Here is a 25,688-nt window from a genome sequence, read left to right as displayed (position 1 = left end):
AGATTAGCCAGATAAGCAAGAACAATCTATTTCAATTCTACCCATTTGATTGGCAAGCAATCTAAAGTAGTCTCATCACCCCAGCTCTTAATAAGATATACAAGAATGGTTAAGCATATAAAGAAAGATAGAAAGAAGACACCAACACTGAACACATCTCCTATCACTCCGTCATAAAATTGTCTCACAACAGTTAATGGTACAACTTGAATAGCAAAAGTAAGTAAAAAACAAGTAATTATTTTTTTAAAGATAGAAATCGTTTTTTTCATAGTTTGTTCTTTTTTCAACTCCTTAACAAGATATTTTTTCTAATTTACCACTTCCACGAACGAAGCCACCGCTTCCTTAACTTGTGATTTATCATACTTCCTGCTTCAACCTTTACACTGTTAGTATAGCACTCGTTTTGACCTTGGATCACTCAAATCATAAATGGTCATCAAAACATCTTGAATTGTAAAAAATTTAAAAAAGCAAGCATGAAAAACATACTTGCCCTGGGGGAACTTGACAATGTGAAAATACAAAATAGAGAACTACTCACCCTCACTTCCGTATGTTCTCATATATTTTCATAATCGCAACAAGGATAGCAGCTGTCCCGCTTGCCAAAGCGATAAGGGTAATGATAATGTTGAGGATTTCAGGCGTACTCCCTATTCTGTTGATAAGACGGAGTAGGGATATAACTGTCAACTGAATCAGGAGTATTGATTCTACTCTTACCAATGGAGTCAGTTGATTTTCAACCGCATATAAAAAGGCTGGTAGTAAAACACAGGCTATAGCAATCACAAACAGATTGCTCCCTGTTTCTTCTCCCTTGTTCACAACGGAAAGCATGAGAAGATTTGATGCTATAATCAACGTAGAACAGATGATAAAAAAGGATTTCTTATTCATTTAATATACCTCAGATACTCTGGCATTTTAATTGATGACTACAGGCGATACTTCTTTCCACAAGTCTTCTAATCATCAACTGACATCTAGTGAACCGTTAAAACCTGACGAAAGACTTGATTTTGGCAGGTGGTATTTAGACTGGTATTAGGATGACTTTCCACAATCTTCATAACGGTATAGAGACCAACTCCTCTCTCCTCCCCTTTAGAACTGGCTCCAAAGGAGAAGATTTCAGAAATATCTATGCCCTCTTCTTTGATGGAGTTTTCGATAATAAAGGTCTCCTGTGCTCCATTTTTTAAAAAGGCGATTGAAACATGAGGTTGGCTGGCTTCCACACTGGCTTCAATAGCATTGTCACAAAGGATAGACACAATGGTTAGAAAATCAAGCAAGCTCATCCCCTCTACCTGAATCTCCTCTGGAACTTCGACATTAAAGACAATGTTCTTATCTCTGGCTTTCAGAAATTTCCCTGCTAGGAGACTTTTGAGGGCTTTATCACGAACATTCACGAGTCGTCCAAGGTCATATTTATTGTCCTGCAATTTTTCACTGGAATCCTTTAAGACGGAGTCGTAGACCTCTTTTATCTGCTCCATGTTCTCCTCTTCAATACCCAGACGTAAACTGGTCAAGAGGTTAGTGTAGTCATGGCGAAAGCTCCGGACTTCCTTGTAAAGTTCCTCTATATGCCGACTATAGCGTTCCATATCTCTGTAGCGCAAGGCCTGCTCTTGGTCCAATCTCTCATGGAGTTTGTCCTTCAAATAGGTATCCAATTTCTTGACAATCCCCATAAAAAAGAGGAGGTAAAAAACTAGGATAAGATGGCGAACAGTCTTTGATTGGATATCGTATGCATATTCAAAGTAAGACAGATTTTCCATGACTAGAAAGTAAGCCCCCATTATCCAGTTAATCTTAGTCAGGGACTGTTGAAAACCTTTATCGAGAAACTCCTTTCTCAATCTAGTAAAATCATAGTCCAACCATTTCAAAAAGACTAATACTATGAAGCAAACGAATAGCATAATCAACAAAAAGAGAGGATTTCCATCTCCATCTACAATCCCTTGCCCCAAAAACGGAAACACAAAATAGGAAACACTTCTGTAAAAGATATCCATCAATACAATTGGAAAGAGACCATAAAAGAAAAGGAGTTTTTTAGGAAGCCCTCTTAACAATAAGAGAGATAAGCTGATGCCGAACAAGGGTTCTATAAAGTATGACAGATAGTCAGTCAAGACTAAAAATTTAAAAGTTGTAACAATTGCTGCTAGAAGAAATTTTAGAAGAAAGGCCTTAAAAATTCTATCGAAAGTGAGACTAATTCCATCTACCTTAAAGAACATGATAATTTCTAGCCCAATAATAGCTAGTGAATACAATATCATCCAAAAAATATACATAAATTCTCCTCACTCAGTGTAAGTTATTGATAGCTTCAGACACTTCCCTGACCTTATAACGCGCTATCATACAGCTTCCACCATTGGGAAAGTAAAGCAGTTTTTCTTTCTTATCCAAACGAACCACATTGGCAGGATTGATGAGAAAAGAGCGATGGCACTGCAAGAGACGGGGCTCCTGCTTGAAAACCTCCTCTAAACTCGCTGTAAATTCCAGCCTATCCGTCTTAGTATAGAGAATAACACGATGGGCTCTGGGCGACGTTTCGAGATAGTAAACCTCTTTAAAAGGATACTGGAATTGGGCAAATTTTGATTTAAAATAAAAGCAATCTTCCGCCAGACTTTTACTGTCTTGACTATTGGCATAGAGGAGGGCTGTCTCGATCCGAGATTCAAACTCCTCTGCCGAAAGGGCCTTATCAATGTAGTCCAAAGCAGACACTTGGTAACGAAAGGACAGGGGCATAAACTCCGAGTGAGTCGTCACAAAGACAATCAGGGCATAAGGATCTCGATCCCGAATCTTTCTAGCCACTTCCAGCCCCTTCATCTCCTCATTTCGAATCTCAATATCCAAAAAGAATAGCTGATGGGCCCCCTTCTCATGCACCTCTGCCAGCAGCTGGTCTGGCTTCCCAAATACCTCAAAAGAACTGGGAGTGATCTGATGTTCCTTCAAGAGTTTCTCAATCGTCGTTTCAATCCTAGTCTGCTGGGAAAAATCATCCTCTAAAACAAATATTCTCATCTTCTTACTCTCCTTGTTTCAATTTCTTCCTAAAAAGAGAATAGCAAAAATACTTTGATACAAGCCCATCAAATCCTAAATAGGCCTTCAACGCTCCTGAAAGGTATCTTGTTCCTCAAATAAGCATGATAATCTTACAACTATTTTATCATAAAATCTTAACAGTACCATTCAGGAAATTTCAAGGGCAATTAAAGATTTTTTGGTGAAAAAGGAGATAAAAGTGATAAACTGACAGTATCAAAACACAGTTGCTAGAATCAAGACTGGCACCCAGATTAAAGGAGGAATTCTCATGACAGATACAGACCCTATCAAAAGAGCTCAGACTTTGATTACTGACTTAAACAAAGCCTACCAAGCATGCAAACAGGCAACCGCTGACGACGTCCGCTTTCAGGAGCAATTAAACTCTATTCTTGGTTTTCTAGCCAAGACTGAGACAGTCGATAATCGAGTCTTGATTGAACTGGAAAAATTTTACCAGACTTCCAGTCTTCTCATGGGACTCAGCGCTCTTGATCCAGATGCTCCTACTCGCGCCGCTTGGCGGGCCTATGACCGCTTCCACTTTGACCAAGTCAAGACCAAGTTAAGTCTCTACGGTCCAACCATTCTCTTGTAGAAAATAAAAGAAGCTGAGACAAACTGAACTCAACTTCTTTTTTAGTGTCATATAGACAATGTTAGTCCTGCATCTGACGTTTGACCTGATAAGGTAGGTACAAGACTAGTAAAACCAAACCAGCTCCCAGTAAGGCTAGAAGGGCTAGTTTTTCTTGGAAGGTAATCAACCCAACAACTAATTCCACTACTAAGACCAAACTGGTCAATCCTCGGACTACCGCCTGCAAGCCTTTTTCCTTTTGCCCCTTGTCCAGTGGAAAGAGTTGGGTCAAATACTGGTAGTCAAAGGCATGATAGAGGGCCAGCAACTGGAAGAGCAAGAGGTAGTTAAAGAGAACCACCACTGCTGTCGCAATCCAAGCTTGCTCGATAAAGACCTGCGCCAGCAAGGAAAGTAGGAGCAGACGGAGACTGAGGGCAAAGAGGTCTCCATTTCGCAGATAAGAACGCAGATAGAGATTTTGCCAAATCTTCCCAGGCACCTTCTGAACAACCTTTAGGATAAAGTCCAGATAGGCACGACGCTTAATGCTGTTTGAAATTCCCTTGACCTGCGTAAAGAGGGCAAAGAAACGAAGCAAGACTTGCTTACGCTTGCTTTCTTGGGAAATGACATAGTCCCAGTCCAGTCCAGTTTCAGTGAAAAATTTGCTGGCCTTTTGACGAAAGAGGAAATATTTACCTACTCCCAATAAAAGCACATAGACCAGAAAAACAGGCAAGCCATAGCCCATTGCTAAAAATAAAGGCGCAAATAACAGCAAGAAAAGGGTCTGGACAAAGAGCCAAAAGACTAGGGAAACGCCAGTTTGACGCTTGAGATGGAGTTTGATTTCCTCTTCTCCGACTAAGAGAAAGAGCTTGTCTGGAGCCTCCATATAGGTGGCAATTCCTCCCCAAAGCAAAAGTAAAACAGACGTAATTCCTACAAATAAAAGGATAGGCCAATGATTTTCAGGAAAGTCTTGCAAGAGTTGACTGTACTGGTAGGCTAGAAAGCCCAGCAGGACAAGCAGGAACAAGACAAAGTGGTCATTGAGAACATAGCGCAAATAACCAAGACACTCCTTACGAAAAGCCTGCTTTCTCTTTAAAAACAAGTCTTTCATAGGTCCTCCTCTTTGGTCAGAGCCAAGTAAATATCATTCAAACTAGCCTCAGGCATATCAAAGGCTTCGCGCAGTTGCAAGAGATTTCCCTTAGCGCGCACCTCTCCCTTGTGGAGAATGACAAAGGCATCACACATCTTCTCAGCCGAATCCAGCACGTGGGTACTCATGAGAATAGACTTGCCTTTTTGCTTTTCCACTTCCAAAAGCTGAATCAAGTCTGCAATAGCCAGCGGATCGAGCCCAAGGAAAGGCTCATCCACGATGAAGAGACTCGGATCCACCACAAAAGCACAGATAATCATGACCTTCTGCTTCATCCCTTTTGAAAAATGAACAGGGAACCAGTCCAATTTCTGATCCAGACGAAACATTTTTAATAAAGGTTCTACTCGATCAAAAGCCACTTTCTGCTCAATACCATAAGCCATGGCAACCGTTTCGATATGCTCTCTGAGGGTCAGTTCCTCATACAGACTAGGTGTCTCAGGAATGTAGCCAATCTGCTTGCGGTAACTTGTCGCATCTTCTTGCAGGGTCAAGCCATTGATATTGATAGAACCACTATAGGGTGTTAACAGACCGATAATTTCATTAATAGTCGTCGATTTCCCAGCACCATTGAGACCAATCAGACCGACCAGCTGCCCACTTTCAACAGTAAAGGACACATCTTTCAAGACAGGAACATGAACATAGCCACCTGTCAGGTTTTTAATTTCTAACATATTTTCTCCAAATCTGGTATAATGTAGCTATATTATATCAAAATTCAATACAGTAGAGGTAGATTTTATGTCAGATTGCATTTTTTGTAAAATCATTGCAGGGGAAATTCCTGCTTCAAAAGTATATGAAGATGAGCAGGTTCTTGCCTTTCTTGATATCTCTCAAGTGACACCAGGACACACCTTGGTCGTGCCAAAGGAACACTATCGCAATCTTTTAGAAATGGATGCTACTAGCGCCAGCCAACTCTTTGCCCAAGTACCAAAAGTAGCTCAAAAAGTCATGAAAGCTACCAAGGCTGCTGGTATGAATATCATTGCCAACTGTGAAGAAATCGCTGGTCAAACAGTCTTTCATACCCACGTTCATCTCGTGCCTCGCTACAGTGCGGACGATGACCTCAAGATTGATTTTATCGCCCACGAACCAGACTTTGACAAACTTGCTCAAGTCGCTGAAACTATCAAAAACGCCTAAGGAGTTGCCATGAAATTATCCAACCTACTGCTATTTGCAGGAGCTGCAGCCGGAAGTTATCTGGTCACAAAAAATCGCCAAACCATCACAGATGAAGTCTTGAATACCACTGACCGCGTTCAAGCTATCAAGGATGATGTAGATATTATCCAAAACAGCCTGCAAATCATCGACCAGCAAAAAGAACTCATCAAGGAATACCAAGAAGACCTCACCTACAAGTTTAAGGTCTTGGAAAAAGATATCCAGACTAGACTAGCTGTGATCAAAGAAACACAGGAAATCGAAGATAAGTAAAAAGAGCTACTCTGCTCTTTTTTAAAAGGTAAACAAGTTATATCCCATCAACTATACATCATAATTTAGGCAACTCATTCACCATTTCATAACTAAATCGAAGATTTTCCGCCGTAATGAAAACACCTGAAACAGTTTGGTTTCAGATGTTCGGAAACTTTGAGACCTAGGCTCAAAGTTTAGGTATGGAACTTCGAAGAAGATCGCTACCGTCCGTCATCACTTAAGAAAAGTCTTAAAAAATCTATAAACAAAAAGAGCCCAACGGCTCTTTTTACTTTTATTCTCCTTCAAAGGCATCTTTAATATGGTCAAAGAATCCCTTTTTCTTTGGATTGACTTTTAAATCACCTGCAGCTGCGAATTCTTTAAGCGCTGCTTTTTGGCGTTCGTTCAAGCCTGTCGGTGTTACGACATTAACTGTAACGTATTGGTCACCAACTGCACCACCACGAAGACTCGGAGCTCCCTTGCCACGTAGGCGGAATTTCTTACCAGTCTGAGTTCCCTCTGGGATAACCAATTCAACATCACCGTGAACCGTTGGGATATCAACTGTGTCACCAAGAGCTGCTTGGACAAAGTTGAGGTTGAGATTGTAGAAAATAGTAGTTCCTTCACGTTCAAACTTGTCGCTGGCTTCCACAGAAACCACTACATACAAGTCACCATAAGGTCCACCGTTAAAGCCTGCTTCACCTTGGCCTGCTAGGCGAATTTGTTGACCGGTTTCCACACCAGCAGGGATTTTTACATGTACACTATGGGCTTGTTTTTCATGACCTGTTCCGTGACAAGTTGTACATGGATCTTTGATTTCTTTTCCGCGACCATGACAGACATCACAGGTTACTTGGCGACGCATCATACCAAGCGGAGTCTGCGTATCGACGTTAATGACACCAGCGCCATGACAGCGTCCACAAGTAACTGGACTTGTTCCTGGCTTAGCACCTGAGCCATTACATGTACTACAGCTTGCTTCACGATTGTATTTAACCTCTTTTTCAGCTCCAAAAATAGCTTCTTCAAAGGTCAAGTTCACACGATACTGGAGGTCATCCCCCTGACGAGGAGCATTTGGATTGCGCGAAGCACCGCCTCCGCCGAAGAAACTTGAGAAAATATCCTCAAAACCACCGAAGCCTCCTGCCCCATCGAAACCGCCGAAACCACCAGCTCCACCAAAACCACCATTGGCTCCAGCAGCACCGTATTGGTCATAGGCAGCACGTTTTTGGTCGTCACTCAAAGTCTCATAAGCTTCCTGAACTTCCTTGTACTTTTCCTCAGCACCAGGCTCCTTATTGATATCTGGGTGATATTTTTTCGAAAGCTTACGATAAGCCTTTTTGATTTCGTCTGCCGAAGCGTTTTTTGACACCCCCAGACGATCATAAAATTCAGTATTGTTCATACAAGATACCAAGACCGTAAAATTCGACTGAAAAATAGGAAATCTGACGCTGGAGCGATGCTCCTAGGCAGATTTATCTTTTTTCCGAGAATTTAGGTCGGGTTCAATTCCTTTCTTTTATATTGAGTAATAAATTTGGGAACCCGTGTTCAATTCCCTGAACACCTCTGTTCCTTTCTATTGATATTTTGAATCAAACCTCGATTTTGGCCGGGTTCAATTCCTGTATTTCATATTGATGAGACAAACCCCAAATAAATCAGGTTTAGGCCCTTTTTACCGAAAAACAGAGGCTGGGTTGCAACCTCTGGATTTCTTCCTATCATTACGACGTTCGAGTTTTAAAAATCAAACTAGTAATGCTAAATCGAGCACTCCCTAACCTCTTGGTGAAAAAGACAAATCTTTCTAGAAACTAAAGTTTCTGCGTCAGATTTCCTATTTTCACTGTGAGGTTTTAACGGGCTTTGCATCTTATTTTTCAGTAAACTCTCCGTCTACGACGTCATCGCCTGCGTTTCCTGTTGCTTGTGCGCCTTCTGCTCCTGCTTGAGCTTGTTGAGCTGCTGCGGCTTGTTCGTAGAGTTTAACAGCAAGTCCTTGAGCTTTTTCGTTCAATGCTTCAAGTTTTGCTTTCATGTCGTCCAAATTATTGTCTTCTTGAGCTTTCTTAAGGTCATCAAGGGCAGCTTGGGCAGCGTCACGTTCTGCGTCGAAACCTTTTCCTTCAGTTTCCTTGATAGTCTTTTCAGTCGCAAAGATAGCTTGGTCTACTTCATTACGAAGGTCAACTTCTTCTTTACGTTTCTTATCTGCTTCAGCGTTAGCTTCTGCATCTTTCATCATGCGGTCGATTTCTTCGTCAGTCAAACCTGAGTTAGATTGGATGACAATTGTTTGTTCTTTTTGAGTTCCAAGGTCTTTAGCCTTAACAGACACGATACCGTTCTTGTCGATATCAAATGTTACTTCGATTTGAGGAATTCCACGAGGTGCAGCTGGGATATCTGTCAATTGGAAACGTCCAAGAGTCTTATTATCTGCTGCCATTGGGCGTTCACCTTGAAGAACGTGGATATCAACGGCTGGTTGGTTGTCTGCCGCAGTTGAGAAGACTTGTGATTTAGATGTTGGAATTGTTGTGTTACGGTCGATGAGTTTTGTGAAGACACCACCCATTGTTTCGATACCAAGTGACAATGGTGTTACATCAAGAAGGACAACGTCTTTAACATCACCAGTAATGACACCACCTTGGATCGCAGCTCCCATGGCAACAACTTCATCAGGGTTTACTGATTTGTTTGGTTCTTTACCAGTTTCAGCTTTAACAGCTTCTACAACGGCTGGGATACGAGTTGAACCACCAACAAGGATAACTTCATCGATTTCTGACAAGCTCAAACCTGCATCTGAAAGGGCTTGACGAACTGGAACTTTTGTACGTTCTACAAGGTCACGAGTCAAATCGTCAAATTTCGCACGAGTCAAGGTCATTTCCAAGTGAAGAGGTCCAGCTTCACCTGCAGTGATAAATGGCAAACTGATTTGAGTTGAAGTTACACCAGAAAGGTCTTTCTTCGCTTTTTCAGCTGCATCTTTCAAACGTTGCATTGCCATCTTGTCAGTAGACAAGTCAATACCGTTTTCTTTCTTGAATTCTGCTACCAAGTGGTCAATGATTTTTTGGTCAAAGTCGTCACCACCAAGTTTGTTGTCCCCTGCAGTTGACAATACGTCGAAGACACCGTCACCCAATTCAAGGATAGATACGTCGAATGTACCACCACCAAGGTCGAATACCAAGATTTTTTCTTCTTTATCAGTCTTGTCCAAACCGTAAGCAAGAGCGGCTGCAGTTGGTTCGTTGACGATACGTTCTACTTCAAGACCAGCGATTTTACCAGCGTCTTTTGTCGCTTGACGTTGAGCATCGTTGAAGTAAGCTGGAACTGTGATAACTGCTTTAGTTACTTTTTCACCAAGGTAGTCTTCAGCATAACCTTTCAAGTATTGAAGAATCATAGCTGAGATTTCTTGTGGAGTGTATTCTTTTCCGTTAGCAGAAACTTTTTCAGAAGTTCCCATTTTAGACTTGATAGAGATGACTGTATCTGGATTTGTAACTGCTTGACGTTTTGCAGCGTCACCAACGATAATTTCTCCATTTTTGAATGAAACTACAGATGGGGTTGTGCGGTTTCCTTCTGGGTTTGCGATGATTTTGCTTTCAGTTCCTTCAAGAACTGCTACTGCTGAGTTTGTTGTACCTAAGTCAATACCGATAATTTTAGACATGTGTTTTTCTCCTTGTTAGTTAATTTTCTATTTTTGATATTTCCCTTAAGTGGTGGGGACGTGAGCAACTCCCTCCGGGATTTCATCACTTATTTTTGAGCCTATTGTCTCAAAAATCCCCTGTTTCAGTAGCAGAAGCTACTGAAACTTTCACCACGGTGGGAAATATCTTCCTTGCAAGCCTCCGGCTTGCCTCTTATCTTTCTTCATAGTTTATTGTCGTTTCGGACAAGTTTTCTATTATTATGTAAATTGCGACACTAGGAGTCAAATCGATTTTATTTCGACGACGAGTTTGTAAGTAGGCTAAACAAACGCCATAGCGATTGCCGTTTTCTGACGAGTTGCTTTAGCTACCGTCAGAATTGCCTAGTTGTAAACCACTACCATGGCTGGGCGTAGGATGCGGTCATGGAGTTTGTACCCTTTTTGGAAGACTTGGGCGATGGTATCTGCTGGGTGTTCATCGTCTGCTGGGAGAGTTTGGATAGCCATATGGTAGTTATGGTCAAATTCACCGTCAGCTGCGATTTCTTCGATTCCTTCTTCTTTCAAAGCGTGAATCAAGCTTTCTTGCACCATTTCCAAGCCCTTCTTCACATCATCTGTCAAACCTTCAACTGCGAGTGCACGCTCTAGGTTATCCAAAGAAGGGAGAATCGCTTTTGCCAAGTCCTGGCTACGATAACGTTGCAAGTTTTGACGTTCTTCATTGGCACGGCGTTGAATATTTTGCATTTCTGCATGAGCGCGAAGGTATTTGTTTTCAAACTCATCCGCACGTTCATTTGCCAAGTCCAACTCAGACTTTTCAGGAGTTGTTTCTTCAGCTGTTTCCACAACTTCCTCTTCTTGGACTTCTTCTACTTCTTCATTTTTTATATCTTGGGCCATTTTCGCCTCCTTTAATGATTTCAATTTTAATGTACTTCGTAATGATTACTGCTGAGGTAGCGGTAAAAATCTGTCAACTTCATAGTCAAAACACGATTGACCACATTGACTTGGTTGATTAGCTGTTGGTAATCCAGATTGACTGGACCGATAATGGCTAGAATTCCAACTCCCCGATAAGGAATGAGGAACTTGCTACTAATCACCGCTAGGTCAGCTAGACAGGACTCTTGACTATCTGCAACACGGACGTTTTGCATCTGATCTTCACGCAACCCCTCACGAATCTCCAGAGCCACCTTTTGCGGTTGGTCAAAGAACTGATAGGCTGCTAGATTGGCAAAATTCAAGAGATTAACCTTGCCCGCCACCACAATGTTTTCGTTGAACATTTCCTTAAAGATATGTTCAAAGAGATCGATGACATTGTCCGTTGTTGTAAAGTAACGCTGGATAATCTGCGGAATCTCCGTCCTAATCTTGTAGTGAATATCTAGAACGGTGTGGCCGAGGAAACGTTCCTGAATGATGCTCTTCAGTTTCAGCAAATCCTCCTGCAAGAAGTTCCTTGGAATCAGAAACTGACTGGTAACCGTTCGCGACTCGTCTAGGGTGAATACCGCCAAGGCTGTATGTTGGCCCAAAACAACGATATCAAAGGCTGTCAAACGCTGCCTGCTCGGCTCAACATCCAGTGCTACTACCGTACAGCCACTCAAGTCTGTCAGTAGATTAGCAGCCTCTTGCAGAATATCCTCCAATTTGAAGAATTCCTGATCAAAGGCTTTGACAATCTCATATACCTCATTTTCAGCCAATCTGTCAAAATCCAGTGAGTGTTTTACATAGTACTGAAAACCAGCAACACTTGGCATCCGACCACTTGAAGTATGGGCCTTCTCAAGCAACCCTTGCTTTTCTAGAGCCGCCATGTCATTACGAATGGTTGCACTGCTAGAGTTAATAGACTCTTGCAAGGCTTTGGATCCGACAGGTTCGTGCGTTTTGGTAAAGATTTCAATAATCAGATTTAGAATATCCTGCTGACGCTCTGTAACCATCTCATCACTCCTCTCTGCCTGATCGATTAGCACTCGACACACTCAAGTGCTAACTTATGATTCTATTATACACCCTTAAAAGAGAATGTCAAGACAAAAACTCGAAAAATTAGCACTCTTTTATCAAGAGTGCTAAAAATCAGTCTGAAGACCTAGAACCCTACCTTCCATCTACTTGGTATTTCCTTTTTAGTCTGAAATAACCATAGATTAGATAAGAAATCATAATGTCATATAGAGCAAAAATGACAAAGAAAGATTGCGACAGTTCTTCTCTAAACGAACTCATACAAACAACAAGACCACCTGAGAAAGCAACTGTACATGAACGAAGTCTAGATTGCATAACTTCCCATCTGAGCCCTTTACTCATATAGACTTGATCCTCTGGAAGTAAATCAGAAGACGATTTACGAAGAATCGAACAAGAACCTGCTCCTATCAATTCCCAACCTCTATTTCTAAAATCAAAAATACTTCCCAACTGAAAGAACTACCTCCAGTGACAAACTTTGTGAAAACCGGTAGTAGAGCTAAAAAGAGAAGCAAAATAGGAAGCATCCGCCTCGTTAAAATCCGTTTGACATAAAAAAATCTTTATCAAAACCAAAATATTATAGTAAAATTTACACCAGTTTTTGAATGGCTGATGTAGATATTTTATACTTTCAAAATGTTTAAATGTGATTATTTATTTTTGAAAAATAGCTTACCAGCCCGACTGAAAGTGCTTGTAGAATGATAATAAGTCGCCTGCCGAAAACAGCGAAAAATAGCGGCGTTATGCGGAGATAATCTGACGCGATGCTAAAGTATATTGTATACTTATTTTCAACAATTTAGCAGAGTATTTTTATAAGTATGATATAATAGAAGTATAATTTGTTCTGATAGTTTATTTTATGGAGAAGTAGATTTTTAGAGTGCGGAGGGTTCAATATGGTTGAGTTTATAAAGTCTAAGAAAGAAATGAGCGAGGAGGATATTAAAGCAAATTTCATCACTCCTGCTATTGTATCCAAAGGATGGAAAAATGGTGAGCATATCGCTTACGAAGAATACTTCACTGATGGTCGAATTGAGGTTAGAGGAGATAAGGCTCGTCGTAAAGAAGGAAAAAAATCAGACTATTCACTGTATTACCAATTTGGAACTCGAATTGCAATTGTTGAGGCAAAGGATAATAAACACAGCGTTCGAGCAGGATTACAACAAGCTATTGAATATGGAGAGATTTTAGATGTTCCATTTGTTTATTCTTCGAATGGTGATGGCTTTATTGAACACGACCGTATCACGAGAGAAGAACGTGAGCTGGAGTTAGACGAATTCCCTACTCGTGAAGAATTATTTTCTCGTATGACGAAGGAAAAAGAATTGACGTACGAAATTACAGAAGCTATCTCAACTCCATACTATACAGACGCCTTCTCAATGAAAACGCCACGCTATTATCAGCAAATAGCTATCAACCGTACTATTGAAACAGTTGCCAGAGGACAAAAACGAGTAATGTTTGTGATGGCAACAGGAACAGGGAAAACGTTCATGGCTTTTCAAATTATTCATCGCCTTCGAAAAGCTGGTTTGGCTAAACGAGTTTTATTCCTAGCGGATAGAAACATCTTAGTAGACCAAACGATGGCTGAAGACTTTAAGCCATTCGAAAAGGTAATGACGAAAATTACACCAAAACTTTTGACTGCTCCTGAAAAATTAAATTCTTTTGAAATTTATCTAGGACTTTATCAGCAACTAACTGGTGAAGATGGAACTGAAACACATTATCAAAAGTTTGATAAAGACTTCTTTGATTTAATCGTAATTGATGAAGCGCACCGTGGCTCAGCTAAGGAAGACAGTAACTGGCGTAAAGTGATTGATTATTTCAGTTCTGCTACACAAATTGGGATGACCGCTACTCCTAAAGAAACCAAGAATGCTTCCAATATGGAATACTTTGGTGAACCAATCTATACTTATAGTTTAAAACAGGGAATCGAGGATGGTTTTTTGGCTCCATATCGTGTTATGAGGGTTAATTTAGATGTGGATGTGGATGGTTATCGTCCAGAAACTGGAAAAGTTGATGCTAACGGACAATTAATAGAAGATAGGTACTACGGCAGAAAAGATTTTGACAAAACCATTGTCATTGATGATAGAACGCAAAGAGTTGCCAAGTTTGTTTCTGATTATATGAAGCAAAACAATGCACGATTTGATAAAACAATTGTTTTTTGTGTTGATATTGACCATGCCGAGCGAATGCGTGCTGCACTTGTAAAAGAGAATCTAGACTTAGTCCAAGAAGACTATCGTTATGTCATGCAAGTAACTGGTGACAACGCTGAAGGAAAAGCTCAACTGGATAACTTTATGGATGTCAATTCTAATTTTCCCGCTATTGTAACAACGTCTAAATTATTAACGACAGGAGTTAATGCTAAAACATGTCGTTTGATTGTTTTAGACTCTAATATCCAATCCATGACTGAATTTAAACAAATTATTGGTCGTGGCACACGTCTTTATCCTCAAAAGGGGAAAGAATTTTTTACGATTATTGATTTTCGAAATGTTACCAATTTGTTTGCTGACCCTGATTTTGATGGTGAACCAGTGAAGGTTCTGGAAACGGGCGCAAAAACAAATAATGGTACTACACCTGGTTTTGTAAACGAAGGTGGTGACCCAATAGAAAAATATATCGTTAGAGATAAGCAGGTTACCATTCTTAATTCGACTGTTCAAGTATTGGACGAAAACGGGAAACTGATTACCGAAAGCCTGACCGACTACACTCGGAAGAATATCTTAGGTAGCTACGCCACTTTGAACGATTTTATTACAGTTTGGCATACGGCAGATAAAAAGAAGCTTATCTTAGACGAACTTTATAAAAAAGGAGTTTATCTAGATGCTATTCGAGAGTCGGAGGGAATATCAGAACAAGAAATCGATGATTTTGATTTACTCCTAAAACTTGCCTATGGTCAAAAAGAATTAACCAAAACAGAACGTATCAATAAACTCAAACAAAGCGGATATTTATATAAATATAGTGAGGAAGCGCGTGCTGTTTTGGAAATTTTACTGGACAAATACATGGATAAAGGTATTGGAGAACTCGAAAGCATTGAAACATTAAAACTTCCAGAATTTCAGATATATGGTGGAACCTTCAAAATCATCAATACTTATTTTGGAGATAAAAAACGATATTTACAAGCAATTAAAGAATTGGAGCAAGAGCTATTTACAGTAGCTTAATGAAAGGAAAGTATGTCAATTACATCATTTGTAAAAAGAATTCAAGATATCACTCGAAACGATGCTGGTGTTAATGGTGATGCTCAACGTATTGAGCAAATGTCTTGGTTATTATTCTTAAAAATTTATGATAGCCGTGAAATGGTTTGGGAATTAGAAGAAGACGAGTATGAGTCAATTATCCCAGAGGAATTAAAATGGCGAAATTGGGCTCATGCTCAAAATGGGGAACGGGTATTGACAGGCGATGAATTACTTGATTTTGTCAATAACAAGTTATTCAAAGAGTTGAAAGAGCTTGAAATAACTTCAAATATGCCTATTCGAAAAACGATTGTTAAATCAGCTTTTGAAGATGCGAACAACTATATGAAAAATGGCGTCTTGTTACGCCAAGTCATCAATGTTATTGATGAAGTTGATTTCAATAGCCCTGAAGATCGTCATTCGTTTAATGATATTTACGAAAAAATTCTTAAAGATATTCAAAATGCTGGGAACTCAGGAGAATTTTATACGCCACGTGCAGCGACTGATTTTATTGCCGAAGTTCTTGACCCAAAACTTGGAGAATCAATGGCAGACCTTGCTTGCGGAACAGGAGGCTTCTTGACTTCGACTCTGAACCGTTTAAGTAGTCAACGTAAAACTAGTGAAGATACCAAAAAATATAATACAGCTGTTTTTGGTATTGAAAAGAAAGCATTTCCTCATCTTTTAGCAGTTACAAATCTGTTTCTTCACGAAATTGATGACCCTAAAATTGTTCATGGAAATACTTTGGAGAAAAATGTTCGTGAATATACGGATGATGAAAAATTTGACATTATTATGATGAATCCACCTTTTGGAGGGTCAGAATTAGAAACAATAAAAAATAACTTTCCAGCAGAATTACGGAGTTCTGAAACGGCTGATTTATTTATGGCTGTCATTATGTATCGTTTGAAAGAAAATGGTCGTGTTGGAGTTATTTTACCTGATGGTTTTCTATTTGGTGAAGGTGTAAAAACTCGCTTGAAACAAAAACTGGTAGATGAGTTCAACTTGCATACGATTATTAGGTTGCCTCATAGTGTCTTTGCACCGTATACAGGAATCCATACGAACATTCTTTTCTTTGATAAAACAAAGAAAACAGAAGAAACTTGGTTTTATCGTTTAGATATGCCAGATGGTTATAAAAATTTCTCGAAAACTAAACCGATGAAGTCAGAACACTTCAATCCTGTTCGTGACTGGTGGAAAAATCGTGAAGAGATTCTGGAAGGTAAGTTCTACAAATCTAAATCATTTACACCTAGTGAATTGGCTGAGTTGAATTATAATTTAGACCAGTGTGGTTTTCCAAAAGAGGAAGAGGAAATCTTAAATCCCTTTGAGTTGATTCAGAATTATCAAGCGGAAAGAGCAACTTTAAATCATAAGATTGATAATGTATTAGCTGATATTTTGCAGTTGTTGGAGGACAAATAATGACACCAGAACAACTTAAAGCAAGTATTCTCCAAAGAGCGATGGAAGGGAAATTAGTGCCGCAAAATCCCAATGACGAACCTGCAAGTGAATTGTTAAAGAGAATTAAAGCTGAAAAAGAAAAACTCATCAGTGAAGGAAAAATCAAACGAGATAAAAAGGAAACCGAGATATTTCGTGGTGATGATGGGAAACATTATGAGAAGTTCGCTGATGGAAGTATAAAAGAGTTTAAACATAATATACCTAAAGGATGGGCCATAGTTTATTTACCAGATATTTGTGCATTAGAGGACGGCTCAATAAAAAGAGGTCCTTTTGGTAGTTCTATAACAAAGTCAATGTTTGTTCCAAAAGGAGAACATACATATAAGGTTTATGAACAAGGTAATGCTATAAGAAAAACTATAGATTATGGAGACTATTGGTTAAAAGAGAGTGATTATATACGTTTAAAAAATTTTTCAATAAAAGCAGGAGATATTTTAATATCTTGTGCAGGTACTATTGGAGAAATCTTTCAAATACCTTCAAATTATTATAATGGAGTTATAAATCAAGCATTATTAAAACTTACGTTAAACTCAGATATAATAGATTCACAGTATTTTAAATGGATGTTTACGAGTTTGATTAATACACTAAAAGACCATTCTATAGGTTCAGCGATAAAAAATTTAGCTTCAATAAAATTTTTAAAATATGAAGTTCCTATGTTATTGCCTCCGCTAGCTGAACAACAACGAATAGTAGAAGTAATCGAATCAGCTTTAGAAAAAGTAGATGAATATGCTGAAAGTTATAATAGACTAGAACAGCTAGATAAAGAATTTCCAGATAAACTAAAAAAATCTATTCTTCAATATGCTATGCAAGGAAAATTAGTTGAACAAGACCCAAATGATGAATCAGTCGAAGTTTTACTTGAAAAAATACGAGCAGAAAAACAAACACTCTTTGAAGAAGGCAAGATTAAAAAGAAAGATTTGGACATTTCTATTGTTTCCCAAGGAGATGATAACTCTTATTATGAGGAAGTGCCTTATGAAATACCAGAAAGTTGGGAGTGGGTGAGGTTTTCTACATTGGTTGAAATTGTCAGAGGTGGCTCTCCACGACCAATCAAAGATTATCTTACTTCTGAAGTAGATGGAATAAATTGGATAAAAATAGGTGATACCGAAAAGGGTGAAAAGTATATAAATAATGTTAAAGAAAAAATTAAAAAATCAGGGCTTAACAAAACTAGATTTGTAAAAAAAGGTACATTTTTGTTAACTAATTCTATGAGTTTTGGTAGACCTTATATTTTGAATGTTGATGGTGCAATACACGATGGATGGTTGGCTATTTCGAACTATGAAAACTCATTAAATAAAGATTACCTATTCTATATTCTTTCATCAAATGTAGTTTATTCTCAATTTCTATCTCTAATTAGTGGAGCTGTTGTAAAAAACTTAAATAGTGATAAAGTTGCTTCTATTCTTATCCCCCTCCCCCCACTATCCGAACAAACTAGAATCGTTGATAAAATCGAACAATCTTTCGCCCATATTGACGCACTAATTTAGTATAATAGTTTTACGTGCGGTGGAATTTCTATCAAACATAAGATAGGAGTTTTACGTTGAAAGATTTTGAATTACATTTGAAGAAAGCTGGTTTAGCTGAAAATACTGTGCGTTCGTACCTTTATGGTGTTCGATTTTTCTTGGAGAATTACGAACTCAAAATGGAAGAATTATTTGAATACAAAGGATATTTATTAGACAATTTTAAACCTAAAACTGTCAATTTGCGACTACAAGGAGTAAATAAATATCTGTCTTTTATTGGCCACGATGATTTGAAATTAAAATTTGTCAAAGTACAGCAAAAACCGTTTTTAGAAGATGTCATTAGCCATGCTGATTACCTTTTTCTTAAACGTAGTTTGAAAAAAGATGGTATTTTAAAATGGCATTTTGTTGTTTGGTTTTTAGGTGCAACTGGGGCTCGTGTAAGTGAACTTATTAAACTAAAAGTAGAGCATGTAGAAATCGGTTATTTTGACATTTACTCAAAAGGTGGTAAAATTCGTAGACTGTACATTCCTAAAAAATTAAGAAATAGTTGTCTTAGTTGGTTAGAATCAGAAAATCGCCGAAGTGGTTATTTATTTTTGAATAAATTTAATGAACCAATTACAGCAAGAGGAGTTGCTCAACAGTTAAAAAATTATGCTGATAAATACAAAATGAATCCTAAAGTAATTTACCCTCATTCTTTTAGGCATTTATTTGCTAAGAATTTTTTAGCGAAGTATAACGATATTGCTTTACTAGCAGATTTGATGGGACATGAAAGTATAGAAACTACTCGAATTTATCTAAGAAAAACAGCTACCGAACAACAAAATATTGTAGATAAAATTGTTAATTGGTAAAAAAATAACAGGTGGTCAAATCGACTATCTGCTATTTTTTGTGATTATGGCTCTTATTATCTGAATAACATTAAAATTGAAATAGATTTTCCAAGAAGATCAACTTGGTTGCTAGCTCCTTTAGAAAAAATTGTAACAACTATTTCAGCTAAGCCTTATCAAATAAAACAGTCTGAAATTGTAAAAGAGGGCAAGATTCCAGTAGTTAGTCAATCTAAAATATTAGTTGAAGGATTTTCTAATAATTTTTCTAAGATTCTAGACTATAAAACAGACGTTGTAATATTTGGTGACCATACAAGAAATCTTAAGATTATAGACTTCCCTTTTGTTGTTGGTGCAGACGGAGTAAAAATTCTGTCTCCAATTTACTTATCTGCAAAATTTTTAAAATACCACTTAGACTATACGCTATTATTTGTTAGGAACAGGGGCTATGCTCGACATTATTCGTATCTAAAATCTAAAATAATAGGTATTCCTTCAGTTTTAGAACAAAAGAGAATTGTCGCTAAAATTGATTTACTTTTTCAAAAAGTTTCTCAACTTTCTGAGTGATTCTATTTTGTTCGTTTATGGGTAATATAGGAATAGGGATATTACCTAAATTTTTAATACTAACACCTCCAATTATTCCAGATTTATTTTTTTGGAAATCACTTAAAAATTGTGGACTTTGAAGAAAATAATAAAGAAATTTATTTTCTCCGTAGTAAAATGATAAATTACACAACTTATTACCAAAGCAGACATCTTGTTTCAACAATCCTATTTTGCGTCCAGCACTACCACCTTCTAAGCACAACAATACAGAATTGAAATAGCTAATTTTGAATTTTGACAAATAGTTATCGGGAATTCTAATGCCGTTATCATAATTAATAGTATTATCAAAATTGACATCCTTGGTTGCAATATAATTAATCCCATCTACTCCAGAAAAATATTTTTTCTTTTCAGTAGCGTTAATACTATTTCCAGTGTAGAGATTGGAGACACTATCTAGAGTTGAAAACATCCAGTTTCTCGGTAACTGCTCATAATAAGAGTTATCATCTCCTTGGGAAACAATAGAAATCTCCAAATCTTTCTTTTTAATCTTGCCTTCTTCGAAGAGTTTTTGCTTTTCTGCTCGTATTTTTTCAAGTAAAACTTCGACTGATTCATCATTTGGGTCTTGTTCAACTAATTTTCCTTGCATAGCATATTGAAGAATAGATTTTTTTAGTTTATCTGGAAAAATTTTATCTAACTTTTGTAGTTGATTGTAGCTTTCAGCGTAAATTTCAACCTTTTTCAAGGCTCGTTCAATTTGAGCAACAATCCGTTTTTGTTCGGCGAGGGATGGAAGGGGGAGGAGAGTTTCCTTTAACATTTTTTGAGTAACTTGAAAAATTGTAGTTGTGTTTGCATCGTCAAGCTGACTTCTGAAATGACTTGATTGAAAAAAATAGTTCATAAAAGTAGAGGAAACGGATATAGGACGAATTACTGACATAAATGCACCAAAACTCGTTTTCGTCTTTAAATTTCCGACAATAGCTGTCTTTCCGACAAGTTGCTTACTACCACTTCTAACAGCCATTAAAATATCATTTTTGTTTAGCCACTCATTTTCCTTTATTATTGTTTTTTCAGATACAAAGGCTAAATCTAGTGTGCTAATTTTCCCGTTTTTAATATTATTAGCCTTATAGATAGGTATTCCTGTTTCTTGAACTTCACTCGGTTTAAAAGTCAGCCCAATATTTGTAGTACAAATATTACCAACCCTCACCCACTCCCAATTCTCAGGAATATCATAAGGAACATCAATTTCTTGAACACTTCCATCAGCGAACTTCTCATAATGTTTCTTATGTGCTTCAAGTATATAAAAAGGTGTAAAAATACGCCTATAGAGAATGGGGTTGAAATAGGTTTATTGTTGATGAGATTGTAGGTAGTTCATTTTTTTACTTCAAACCGAATATTCGAAATCTCCACCTTTTCTGCTTATAGTTATTCGTCCTAAAATTCAATATTTTCAGGATTTTTTTGTTTAGCAACCTCGGCAGAATTATTTTTCCGCTCGTTCAGGATTCAAAAATCGACAAGCATAAACAAAACGATTGTCATCATCATTTATCGGGATAATATAGTAGATTGAAATAAGATGTGAACAAATCGATTAGGAAAGTTAAATCAATTGCCAGAAATGTTTTAGCAGCTGTAGTGTATTATTCTAGTTTCAATCCACTATAGCTTCAAATATATCTTTCAAAAAATATTTACAGATGTGTAATTTTGAAGCTTGCAAAAGTTAGTGAGCTTGTAGATTTCGATTTGAGGCAGTTCGTTTTCTTGCCCGATATTGTTTTCAAAATTGAATTTTTCTATAGCGACTCATAGATTTTCTTCTACACGTCTGATGATAAATCTAATTTGAAAAAGAATCAAGAGGATTTTTCGAAAAATAAATAGCGACCGAAATCGCTATTTTAGGGGTTATAAGTATTCGATTGCTTAGACTGCTGTATGACTGCTTATCCTCAGGCAATCTTCCTTCTCTATTAGTAAAGATCTAAATAATTATCAATTTCCCATTGTGAAACGAAGGTTGCATAACTTGCCCATTCGATTCGTTTGGCTTCAAGGAAGCTAGTGTAGATGTGATCTCCGAGAGCTGCTCTGACAACCTCATCCTCTGTTAAAGCCTTCAATGCGTTGTGAAGGGTTGATGGAAGGTCTGTAATACCAGCTTCCTTACGCTCTTCTGCTGTCATGATGTAGATATTTTCTTCAATAGGAGCTGGTGCTTCGATTTTATTTTCAATACCATGCAAACCAACTTCCAATAGAACTGCCATAGCGATATATGGGTTTGCCATTGGGTCTACCGAACGCAACTCAAGACGAGTTCCCATACCACGTGAAGCAGGCACGCGCACAAGTGGCGAACGGTTACGGCCAGCCCAAGCAATATAAACAGGCGCTTCATAACCTGGAACCAAACGTTTGTATGAGTTAACCGTTGGGTTCATGATAGCAGTATAGTTGTAGGCATGTTTGATCAAACCACCAAGGAAATGGTAGGCCGTTTCAGACAACTGCATTCCTTTTGGATCATTTGGATCAAAGAAGGCATTATTTCCTTCTGCATCAAACAAGGACATATTACAATGCATACCCGATCCAGCAATACCAAATTTTGGTTTGGCCATAAAGGTTGCATATAGACCATGTTTGCGAGCAATAGTTTTAACAACGAGTTTAAAGATTTGAATCTTATCACAGGCACGGAGAACTTCATCGTACTTAAAGTCAATCTCGTGTTGTCCAACCGCAACCTCGTGGTGACTCGCTTCTACTTCAAATCCCATTTTGGTCAAGACATTGACAATCTCACGACGTGTATTGTCCGCAAGGTCAGTAGGCGCCAAATCAAAGTAGCCACCCTTGTCATTTACTTCAAGTGTTGGGTCTCCATTTTCATCCAACTTAAATAGGAAGAATTCTGGCTCTGGACCAAGGTTGAAAGATTTGAATCCCACTTCTTCCATGTGACGAAGAGCACGTTTCAAATTGCCACGAGGGTCGCCTGCAAATGGTTCACCTTCTGTTGTATAGACATCACAGATCAAACCTGCAACACTTCCATTTTCATCTCCCCACGGGAAGACTGTCCATGTATCCAAGTCTGGGTACAAGTACATATCTGACTCATTGATACGTACAAAACCTTCAATAGAAGATCCATCAAACATAGCCTTATTTGACAAGACCTTATCTAACTGTTCATCTGTAGCAGGAATTTCGACGTTTTTCATGGTTCCCAAAATATCTGAGAACATGAGACGAATAAAGGTAACATTTTTTTCCTTGACTTCACGACGAATATCTGCAGCTGTGATTGGCATGAATTTTCTCCTTAATTATGACTACTTGCGGTTTCCTAACCGCGACCAAAAGGTGACCGTACTGAAGCAAAGCGACCCTGTTGGAGGAGTTCATTATGAAGTGCACGACGCACCTCAGTCTGACTCACCGCTTTCTTGGACTTCGCCTCACGTTCAGCATATTTTTTCTTAATCGCAGCGATATTATAACCTTCAGAGATATAATCTTTGATTTCAAGCAGACGATCCATGTCATTCAAGGAATACATGCGACGGTTCCCTTCGTTTCGATCAGGTTTAATCAACTCTTGATCTTCATAATAACGAATCTGACGCGCCGATAGATCGGTCAACTTCATAACACTGCCGATAGGAAAAACAGCCATATTTCGGCGAAATTCTTTTTCCTTCATTTACAATTTCCTTCTTTCTGTCTATTATAGTCTAAAAAAAGACAAACGTCAATTGATAATGTTATAAAATGTAACATTATTTTTCTTTTTTCTCTAAAAAGAGACGAATACGATCAATATCGTAATTCACGAGAATTGCGACAAAAACTCCCATGAAAGTTTCTGATACACGCGCAAACACGTACAAAATTGTCTCACCACTTGGAATCGATAGGGTAATGATTAACATAGCTGCTACACCACCTATAACACCTGCTTTGTTATTCATGGCTACATTTGTCATAATGGTTAACATGGTGCAGATTGGAACAACAACCAAGGTCACCCAAAAGGCTTCGTGGAAAAAGGTATTTAATAGGAAGAAGAGGAGGGCATAGAGGCCACCGATACTATTTCCTAGAATACGTGAAGTTCCAAAATGAACACTCTTATCAAAACTCTCCCTCAGACTAAAAACAGCTGTTAAAGCACCGATTTGAAGACCTTTCCAGCCAAAAAAGCCAAAAATCAAGAGAACTAGAAAAACAGCAATACCTGTTTTAAAGGTTCGCATACCAAGTTTGAACTGGGATTTATCGAATTTATATTTTTTAAAATAACTCATAATCTCAACTTTCTATTTCCATTTTATCATAAATTGGCTGATTTTATGAGCAATAGTTGAGAGGAAGCGTTTTTATTTTCAGTAAAAGAAAAGAGGAACTTTCATCCCTCTCTTCTTTGATTCATTTAGTAAATCTTATTTTTCAGTCAAGGCTGCAAGTCCTGGAAGAACTTTATACTCGATGAAAATCAAAGAGCAAACTAGGAAACTAGCCGCAGGCTGTACTTGAGTACGGCAAGGCGACGTTGACGTGGTTTGAATTTGATTTTCGAAGAGTATTACCTTCAAGAAGCTCCATTGATTCCCCACCACCGCGTCACAAATACCTCCACTAACACAAAAAGGTGGTATAGCCACCTTTTTGTTAACGTTTCAGTTTTGTTCCTTTTTCTACAAAATCAGGATTTTGTAGAGACTAACGGGCTGAAATTATTTTTCTGTAAGTGCAGCCAAACCTGGCAATACTTTACCTTCGAGAAGCTCCATAGAAGCGCCTCCGCCCGTACTAATCCATGAGAACTTGTCTGCACGGCCAAGGTTGATTGCTGCGGCAGCTGAGTCACCACCACCGATGATTGATTTCACGCCTGGTTGTTTCACGATAGCGTCCATCACACCGATTGTACCAGCTTGGAAGTCTGGGTTTTCAAATACACCCATAGGTCCGTTCCATACAACTGTTTTGGCACCAGTCAAAGCTTCGTCAAATTTAGCGATAGATTTTGGACCGATGTCAAGACCAAGGAAGCCTTCAGAAACTGCTTCACCTTCAGTATCACGCACTTCAGTGTAACCAGCAAATGCGTTAGCTTCTTTAGAATCAACTGGCAAAATCAATTTACCGTTTGCTTTTTCAAGAAGAGCTTTCGCAACATCCAATTTGTCTTCTTCTACAAGTGAGTTACCGATTTCGATACCTTGTGCTTTGTAGAATGTGTAAGTCATACCACCACCGATAAGAACTTTATCAGCTTTTTCAAGCAAGTTTTCGATAACACCGATCTTGTCTGAAACTTTTGAACCACCAAGGATAGCCACGAATGGACGTTCTGGAGCTTCAACTGCTTCTTGGATGTAGGCAATTTCGTTTTCAAGAAGGAAACCAGCAACTGCTTTTTCAACGTTTGCTGAGATACCAACGTTAGATGCATGTGCACGGTGAGCTGTACCGAATGCATCGTTTACGAAGATACCATCTCCAAGTGATGCCCAGTATTTACCAAGTTCAGGATCGTTTTTAGATTCTTTCTTGCCGTCAACATCTTCGTAACGAGTGTTTTCAACCAAGAGAACTTGTCCATCTTCAAGAGCGTTGATAGCTGCTTCCAATTCAGCACCACGAGTGACACCTGGAAGGAAAGCAACGTCTTGACCCAATTTAGCTGCCAAGTCAGCAGCTACAGGAGCAAGTGATTTACCAGCTTTGTCTGATTCTTCTTTTACACGGCCAAGGTGAGAGAAGAGAATAGCACGTCCACCTTGTTCAAGGATGTACTTGATAGTTGGAAGAGCTGCAGTGATACGGTTGTCGTTGGTAATCACGCCATCTTTTACAGGTACGTTGAAGTCAACACGAACGAGAACTTTTTTCCCTTTCAATTCAACGTCTTTAACAGTCAATTTTGCCATTAG

The 25,688-nt window shown here is 38.5% G+C and carries 23 protein-coding genes and 3 pseudogenes; 9 read left to right on the top strand and 17 right to left on the bottom strand.

Features of this window, described 5'->3' with window-relative positions; all coding sequences use genetic code 11:
* Window positions 1-26 precede the first annotated feature (26 nt).
* The 4 genes from PAN07_RS11150 to PAN07_RS11135 all read right to left on the bottom strand — a co-directional run bounded on the left by PAN07_RS11150 (window position 27) and on the right by PAN07_RS11135 (window position 3,075).
* On the bottom strand, window positions 27-272 hold the full coding sequence (locus tag PAN07_RS11150) for a hypothetical protein (RefSeq protein WP_269797946.1): 246 nt from the start codon (window positions 270-272) through the stop codon (window positions 27-29).
* A gap of 277 nt (window positions 273-549) precedes the next feature.
* On the bottom strand, window positions 550-906 hold the full coding sequence (locus PAN07_RS11145; protein ID WP_269797945.1) for a hypothetical protein: 357 nt from the start codon (window positions 904-906) through the stop codon (window positions 550-552).
* 86 nt (window positions 907-992) lie between these two features.
* Window positions 993-2,324, bottom strand: coding sequence for a sensor histidine kinase (locus PAN07_RS11140; RefSeq protein WP_269797944.1), 1,332 nt, complete (start codon window positions 2,322-2,324; stop codon window positions 993-995).
* 13 nt (window positions 2,325-2,337) lie between these two features.
* Entirely contained in the window at window positions 2,338-3,075 is a 738-nt protein-coding gene (locus tag PAN07_RS11135; RefSeq protein ID WP_269797943.1) for a LytTR family DNA-binding domain-containing protein, read from the bottom strand.
* A gap of 295 nt (window positions 3,076-3,370) precedes the next feature.
* On the opposite strand from PAN07_RS11135, the gene PAN07_RS11130 reads away from it, so the two are divergent.
* Window positions 3,371-3,700, top strand: coding sequence for a helicase BlpT (locus PAN07_RS11130; RefSeq protein ID WP_261084168.1), 330 nt, complete (start codon window positions 3,371-3,373; stop codon window positions 3,698-3,700).
* 61 nt (window positions 3,701-3,761) lie between these two features.
* On the opposite strand, the gene PAN07_RS11125 is transcribed toward PAN07_RS11130, so the two are convergent.
* On the bottom strand, window positions 3,762-4,811 hold the full coding sequence (locus PAN07_RS11125; protein WP_247939785.1) for an ABC transporter permease: 1,050 nt from the start codon (window positions 4,809-4,811) through the stop codon (window positions 3,762-3,764).
* Window positions 4,808-5,539: an ABC transporter ATP-binding protein gene (locus tag PAN07_RS11120; RefSeq protein WP_000889953.1), complete on the bottom strand. Its 732-nt coding sequence runs from the start codon at window positions 5,537-5,539 to the stop codon at window positions 4,808-4,810. The genes PAN07_RS11125 and PAN07_RS11120 overlap by 4 nt, the downstream gene beginning before the upstream one ends.
* A 67-nt stretch (window positions 5,540-5,606) precedes the next feature.
* On the opposite strand from PAN07_RS11120, the gene PAN07_RS11115 reads away from it, so the two are divergent.
* The gene (locus PAN07_RS11115; RefSeq protein WP_001278317.1) at window positions 5,607-6,017 is read left to right on the top strand and encodes an HIT family protein; all 411 of its coding nucleotides are present in this window, start codon (window positions 5,607-5,609) and stop codon (window positions 6,015-6,017) included.
* A gap of 9 nt (window positions 6,018-6,026) precedes the next feature.
* On the top strand, window positions 6,027-6,314 hold the full coding sequence (locus tag PAN07_RS11110) for a hypothetical protein (RefSeq protein WP_000777754.1): 288 nt from the start codon (window positions 6,027-6,029) through the stop codon (window positions 6,312-6,314).
* A gap of 280 nt (window positions 6,315-6,594) precedes the next feature.
* Here PAN07_RS11110 and dnaJ read toward each other — a convergent pair whose 3' ends face one another.
* From dnaJ to PAN07_RS11085, 5 genes and pseudogenes are all read right to left on the bottom strand, one after another.
* A complete protein-coding gene (dnaJ, locus tag PAN07_RS11105; protein ID WP_001066310.1) occupies window positions 6,595-7,731 on the bottom strand; it encodes a molecular chaperone DnaJ in 1,137 nt (378 codons plus the stop codon).
* A 474-nt stretch (window positions 7,732-8,205) separates the two neighbouring features.
* Window positions 8,206-10,029, bottom strand: coding sequence for a molecular chaperone DnaK (dnaK, locus tag PAN07_RS11100; protein WP_000034661.1), 1,824 nt, complete (start codon window positions 10,027-10,029; stop codon window positions 8,206-8,208).
* Window positions 10,030-10,398: 369 nt separating this feature from the next.
* On the bottom strand, window positions 10,399-10,923 hold the full coding sequence (gene grpE / locus PAN07_RS11095) for a nucleotide exchange factor GrpE (protein WP_000046029.1): 525 nt from the start codon (window positions 10,921-10,923) through the stop codon (window positions 10,399-10,401).
* A 26-nt stretch (window positions 10,924-10,949) separates the two neighbouring features.
* Window positions 10,950-11,984: a heat-inducible transcriptional repressor HrcA gene (gene hrcA / locus PAN07_RS11090; protein ID WP_269797942.1), complete on the bottom strand. Its 1,035-nt coding sequence runs from the start codon at window positions 11,982-11,984 to the stop codon at window positions 10,950-10,952.
* 160 nt (window positions 11,985-12,144) lie between these two features.
* Window positions 12,145-12,453 (bottom strand): annotated as a pseudogene (locus PAN07_RS11085) (DUF2812 domain-containing protein); the annotation flags it as partial.
* A gap of 470 nt (window positions 12,454-12,923) precedes the next feature.
* Here PAN07_RS11085 and PAN07_RS11080 point away from each other — a divergent pair.
* The 5 genes from PAN07_RS11080 to PAN07_RS11060 all read left to right on the top strand — a co-directional run bounded on the left by PAN07_RS11080 (window position 12,924) and on the right by PAN07_RS11060 (window position 19,719).
* Complete coding sequence (locus PAN07_RS11080) at window positions 12,924-15,257, top strand: DEAD/DEAH box helicase family protein (protein WP_265470817.1); 2,334 nt, start codon at window positions 12,924-12,926, stop codon at window positions 15,255-15,257.
* A gap of 12 nt (window positions 15,258-15,269) precedes the next feature.
* Window positions 15,270-16,733: a class I SAM-dependent DNA methyltransferase gene (locus PAN07_RS11075; protein WP_050271293.1), complete on the top strand. Its 1,464-nt coding sequence runs from the start codon at window positions 15,270-15,272 to the stop codon at window positions 16,731-16,733.
* Window positions 16,733-18,307 (top strand): restriction endonuclease subunit S, encoded by a 1,575-nt coding sequence (locus tag PAN07_RS11070; protein ID WP_265472572.1) that lies wholly within the window; start codon window positions 16,733-16,735, stop codon window positions 18,305-18,307. The genes PAN07_RS11075 and PAN07_RS11070 overlap by 1 nt, the downstream gene beginning before the upstream one ends.
* Window positions 18,308-18,363: 56 nt before the next feature.
* On the top strand, window positions 18,364-19,161 hold the full coding sequence (gene psrA / locus PAN07_RS11065) for a tyrosine-type DNA invertase PsrA (protein WP_265470821.1): 798 nt from the start codon (window positions 18,364-18,366) through the stop codon (window positions 19,159-19,161).
* A 108-nt stretch (window positions 19,162-19,269) separates the two neighbouring features.
* Window positions 19,270-19,719 (top strand): restriction endonuclease subunit S, encoded by a 450-nt coding sequence (locus PAN07_RS11060; protein WP_269797941.1) that lies wholly within the window; start codon window positions 19,270-19,272, stop codon window positions 19,717-19,719.
* On the opposite strand, the gene PAN07_RS11055 is transcribed toward PAN07_RS11060, so the two are convergent.
* Window positions 19,673-20,938: a restriction endonuclease subunit S gene (locus PAN07_RS11055; protein WP_265472574.1), complete on the bottom strand. Its 1,266-nt coding sequence runs from the start codon at window positions 20,936-20,938 to the stop codon at window positions 19,673-19,675. The genes PAN07_RS11060 and PAN07_RS11055 overlap by 47 nt on opposite strands.
* Window positions 20,939-21,391: 453 nt before the next feature.
* Window positions 21,392-21,540 (bottom strand): annotated as a pseudogene (locus tag PAN07_RS17455) (cell envelope).
* Here PAN07_RS17455 and PAN07_RS11045 point away from each other — a divergent pair.
* A pseudogene (locus PAN07_RS11045) lies at window positions 21,505-21,624 on the top strand (glutamine synthetase). The pseudogenes PAN07_RS17455 and PAN07_RS11045 overlap by 36 nt on opposite strands.
* Before the next feature lie 89 nt (window positions 21,625-21,713).
* Here the strand turns inward: PAN07_RS11045 and glnA are convergent.
* The 4 genes from glnA to PAN07_RS11025 form a co-directional block, all read right to left on the bottom strand.
* Window positions 21,714-23,060 (bottom strand): type I glutamate--ammonia ligase, encoded by a 1,347-nt coding sequence (gene glnA / locus PAN07_RS11040; protein ID WP_261010469.1) that lies wholly within the window; start codon window positions 23,058-23,060, stop codon window positions 21,714-21,716.
* A 35-nt stretch (window positions 23,061-23,095) separates the two neighbouring features.
* Window positions 23,096-23,452, bottom strand: a complete 357-nt coding sequence (glnR, locus tag PAN07_RS11035; RefSeq protein WP_000659548.1) for a transcriptional repressor GlnR — start codon at window positions 23,450-23,452, stop codon at window positions 23,096-23,098.
* 76 nt (window positions 23,453-23,528) lie between these two features.
* Entirely contained in the window at window positions 23,529-24,056 is a 528-nt protein-coding gene (locus PAN07_RS11030; protein ID WP_084947380.1) for an aromatic acid exporter family protein, read from the bottom strand.
* Window positions 24,057-24,485: 429 nt separating this feature from the next.
* Window positions 24,486-25,685 (bottom strand): phosphoglycerate kinase, encoded by a 1,200-nt coding sequence (locus PAN07_RS11025; RefSeq protein ID WP_265465464.1) that lies wholly within the window; start codon window positions 25,683-25,685, stop codon window positions 24,486-24,488.
* Between the last annotated feature and the right edge of the window lie 3 nt (window positions 25,686-25,688).

It is taken from the genome of Streptococcus sp. SM5, from assembly GCF_027497975.1.
This window is presented reverse-complemented; position numbering and strand designations above follow the sequence as displayed.

What these genes read in the sequence shown, in the direction of transcription:
- PAN07_RS11150 (WP_269797946.1), bottom strand. Translation starts at nt 272, where the DNA reads ATGAAAAAAACGATTTCTATCTTTAAAAAAATAATTACTTGTTTTTTA.
- PAN07_RS11145 (WP_269797945.1), bottom strand. Translation starts at nt 906, where the DNA reads ATGAATAAGAAATCCTTTTTTATCATCTGTTCTACGTTGATTATAGCA.
- PAN07_RS11140 (WP_269797944.1), bottom strand. Translation starts at nt 2,324, where the DNA reads ATGTATATTTTTTGGATGATATTGTATTCACTAGCTATTATTGGGCTA.
- PAN07_RS11135 (WP_269797943.1), bottom strand. Translation starts at nt 3,075, where the DNA reads ATGAGAATATTTGTTTTAGAGGATGATTTTTCCCAGCAGACTAGGATT.
- PAN07_RS11130 (WP_261084168.1), top strand. Translation starts at nt 3,371, where the DNA reads ATGACAGATACAGACCCTATCAAAAGAGCTCAGACTTTGATTACTGAC.
- PAN07_RS11125 (WP_247939785.1), bottom strand. Translation starts at nt 4,811, where the DNA reads ATGAAAGACTTGTTTTTAAAGAGAAAGCAGGCTTTTCGTAAGGAGTGT.
- PAN07_RS11120 (WP_000889953.1), bottom strand. Translation starts at nt 5,539, where the DNA reads ATGTTAGAAATTAAAAACCTGACAGGTGGCTATGTTCATGTTCCTGTC.
- PAN07_RS11115 (WP_001278317.1), top strand. Translation starts at nt 5,607, where the DNA reads ATGTCAGATTGCATTTTTTGTAAAATCATTGCAGGGGAAATTCCTGCT.
- PAN07_RS11110 (WP_000777754.1), top strand. Translation starts at nt 6,027, where the DNA reads ATGAAATTATCCAACCTACTGCTATTTGCAGGAGCTGCAGCCGGAAGT.
- dnaJ (WP_001066310.1), bottom strand. Translation starts at nt 7,731, where the DNA reads ATGAACAATACTGAATTTTATGATCGTCTGGGGGTGTCAAAAAACGCT.
- dnaK (WP_000034661.1), bottom strand. Translation starts at nt 10,029, where the DNA reads ATGTCTAAAATTATCGGTATTGACTTAGGTACAACAAACTCAGCAGTA.
- grpE (WP_000046029.1), bottom strand. Translation starts at nt 10,923, where the DNA reads ATGGCCCAAGATATAAAAAATGAAGAAGTAGAAGAAGTCCAAGAAGAG.
- hrcA (WP_269797942.1), bottom strand. Translation starts at nt 11,984, where the DNA reads ATGGTTACAGAGCGTCAGCAGGATATTCTAAATCTGATTATTGAAATC.
- PAN07_RS11080 (WP_265470817.1), top strand. Translation starts at nt 12,924, where the DNA reads ATGGTTGAGTTTATAAAGTCTAAGAAAGAAATGAGCGAGGAGGATATT.
- PAN07_RS11075 (WP_050271293.1), top strand. Translation starts at nt 15,270, where the DNA reads ATGTCAATTACATCATTTGTAAAAAGAATTCAAGATATCACTCGAAAC.
- PAN07_RS11070 (WP_265472572.1), top strand. Translation starts at nt 16,733, where the DNA reads ATGACACCAGAACAACTTAAAGCAAGTATTCTCCAAAGAGCGATGGAA.
- glnA (WP_261010469.1), bottom strand. Translation starts at nt 23,060, where the DNA reads ATGCCAATCACAGCTGCAGATATTCGTCGTGAAGTCAAGGAAAAAAAT.
- glnR (WP_000659548.1), bottom strand. Translation starts at nt 23,452, where the DNA reads ATGAAGGAAAAAGAATTTCGCCGAAATATGGCTGTTTTTCCTATCGGC.
- PAN07_RS11030 (WP_084947380.1), bottom strand. Translation starts at nt 24,056, where the DNA reads ATGAGTTATTTTAAAAAATATAAATTCGATAAATCCCAGTTCAAACTT.
- PAN07_RS11025 (WP_265465464.1), bottom strand. Translation starts at nt 25,685, where the DNA reads ATGGCAAAATTGACTGTTAAAGACGTTGAATTGAAAGGGAAAAAAGTT.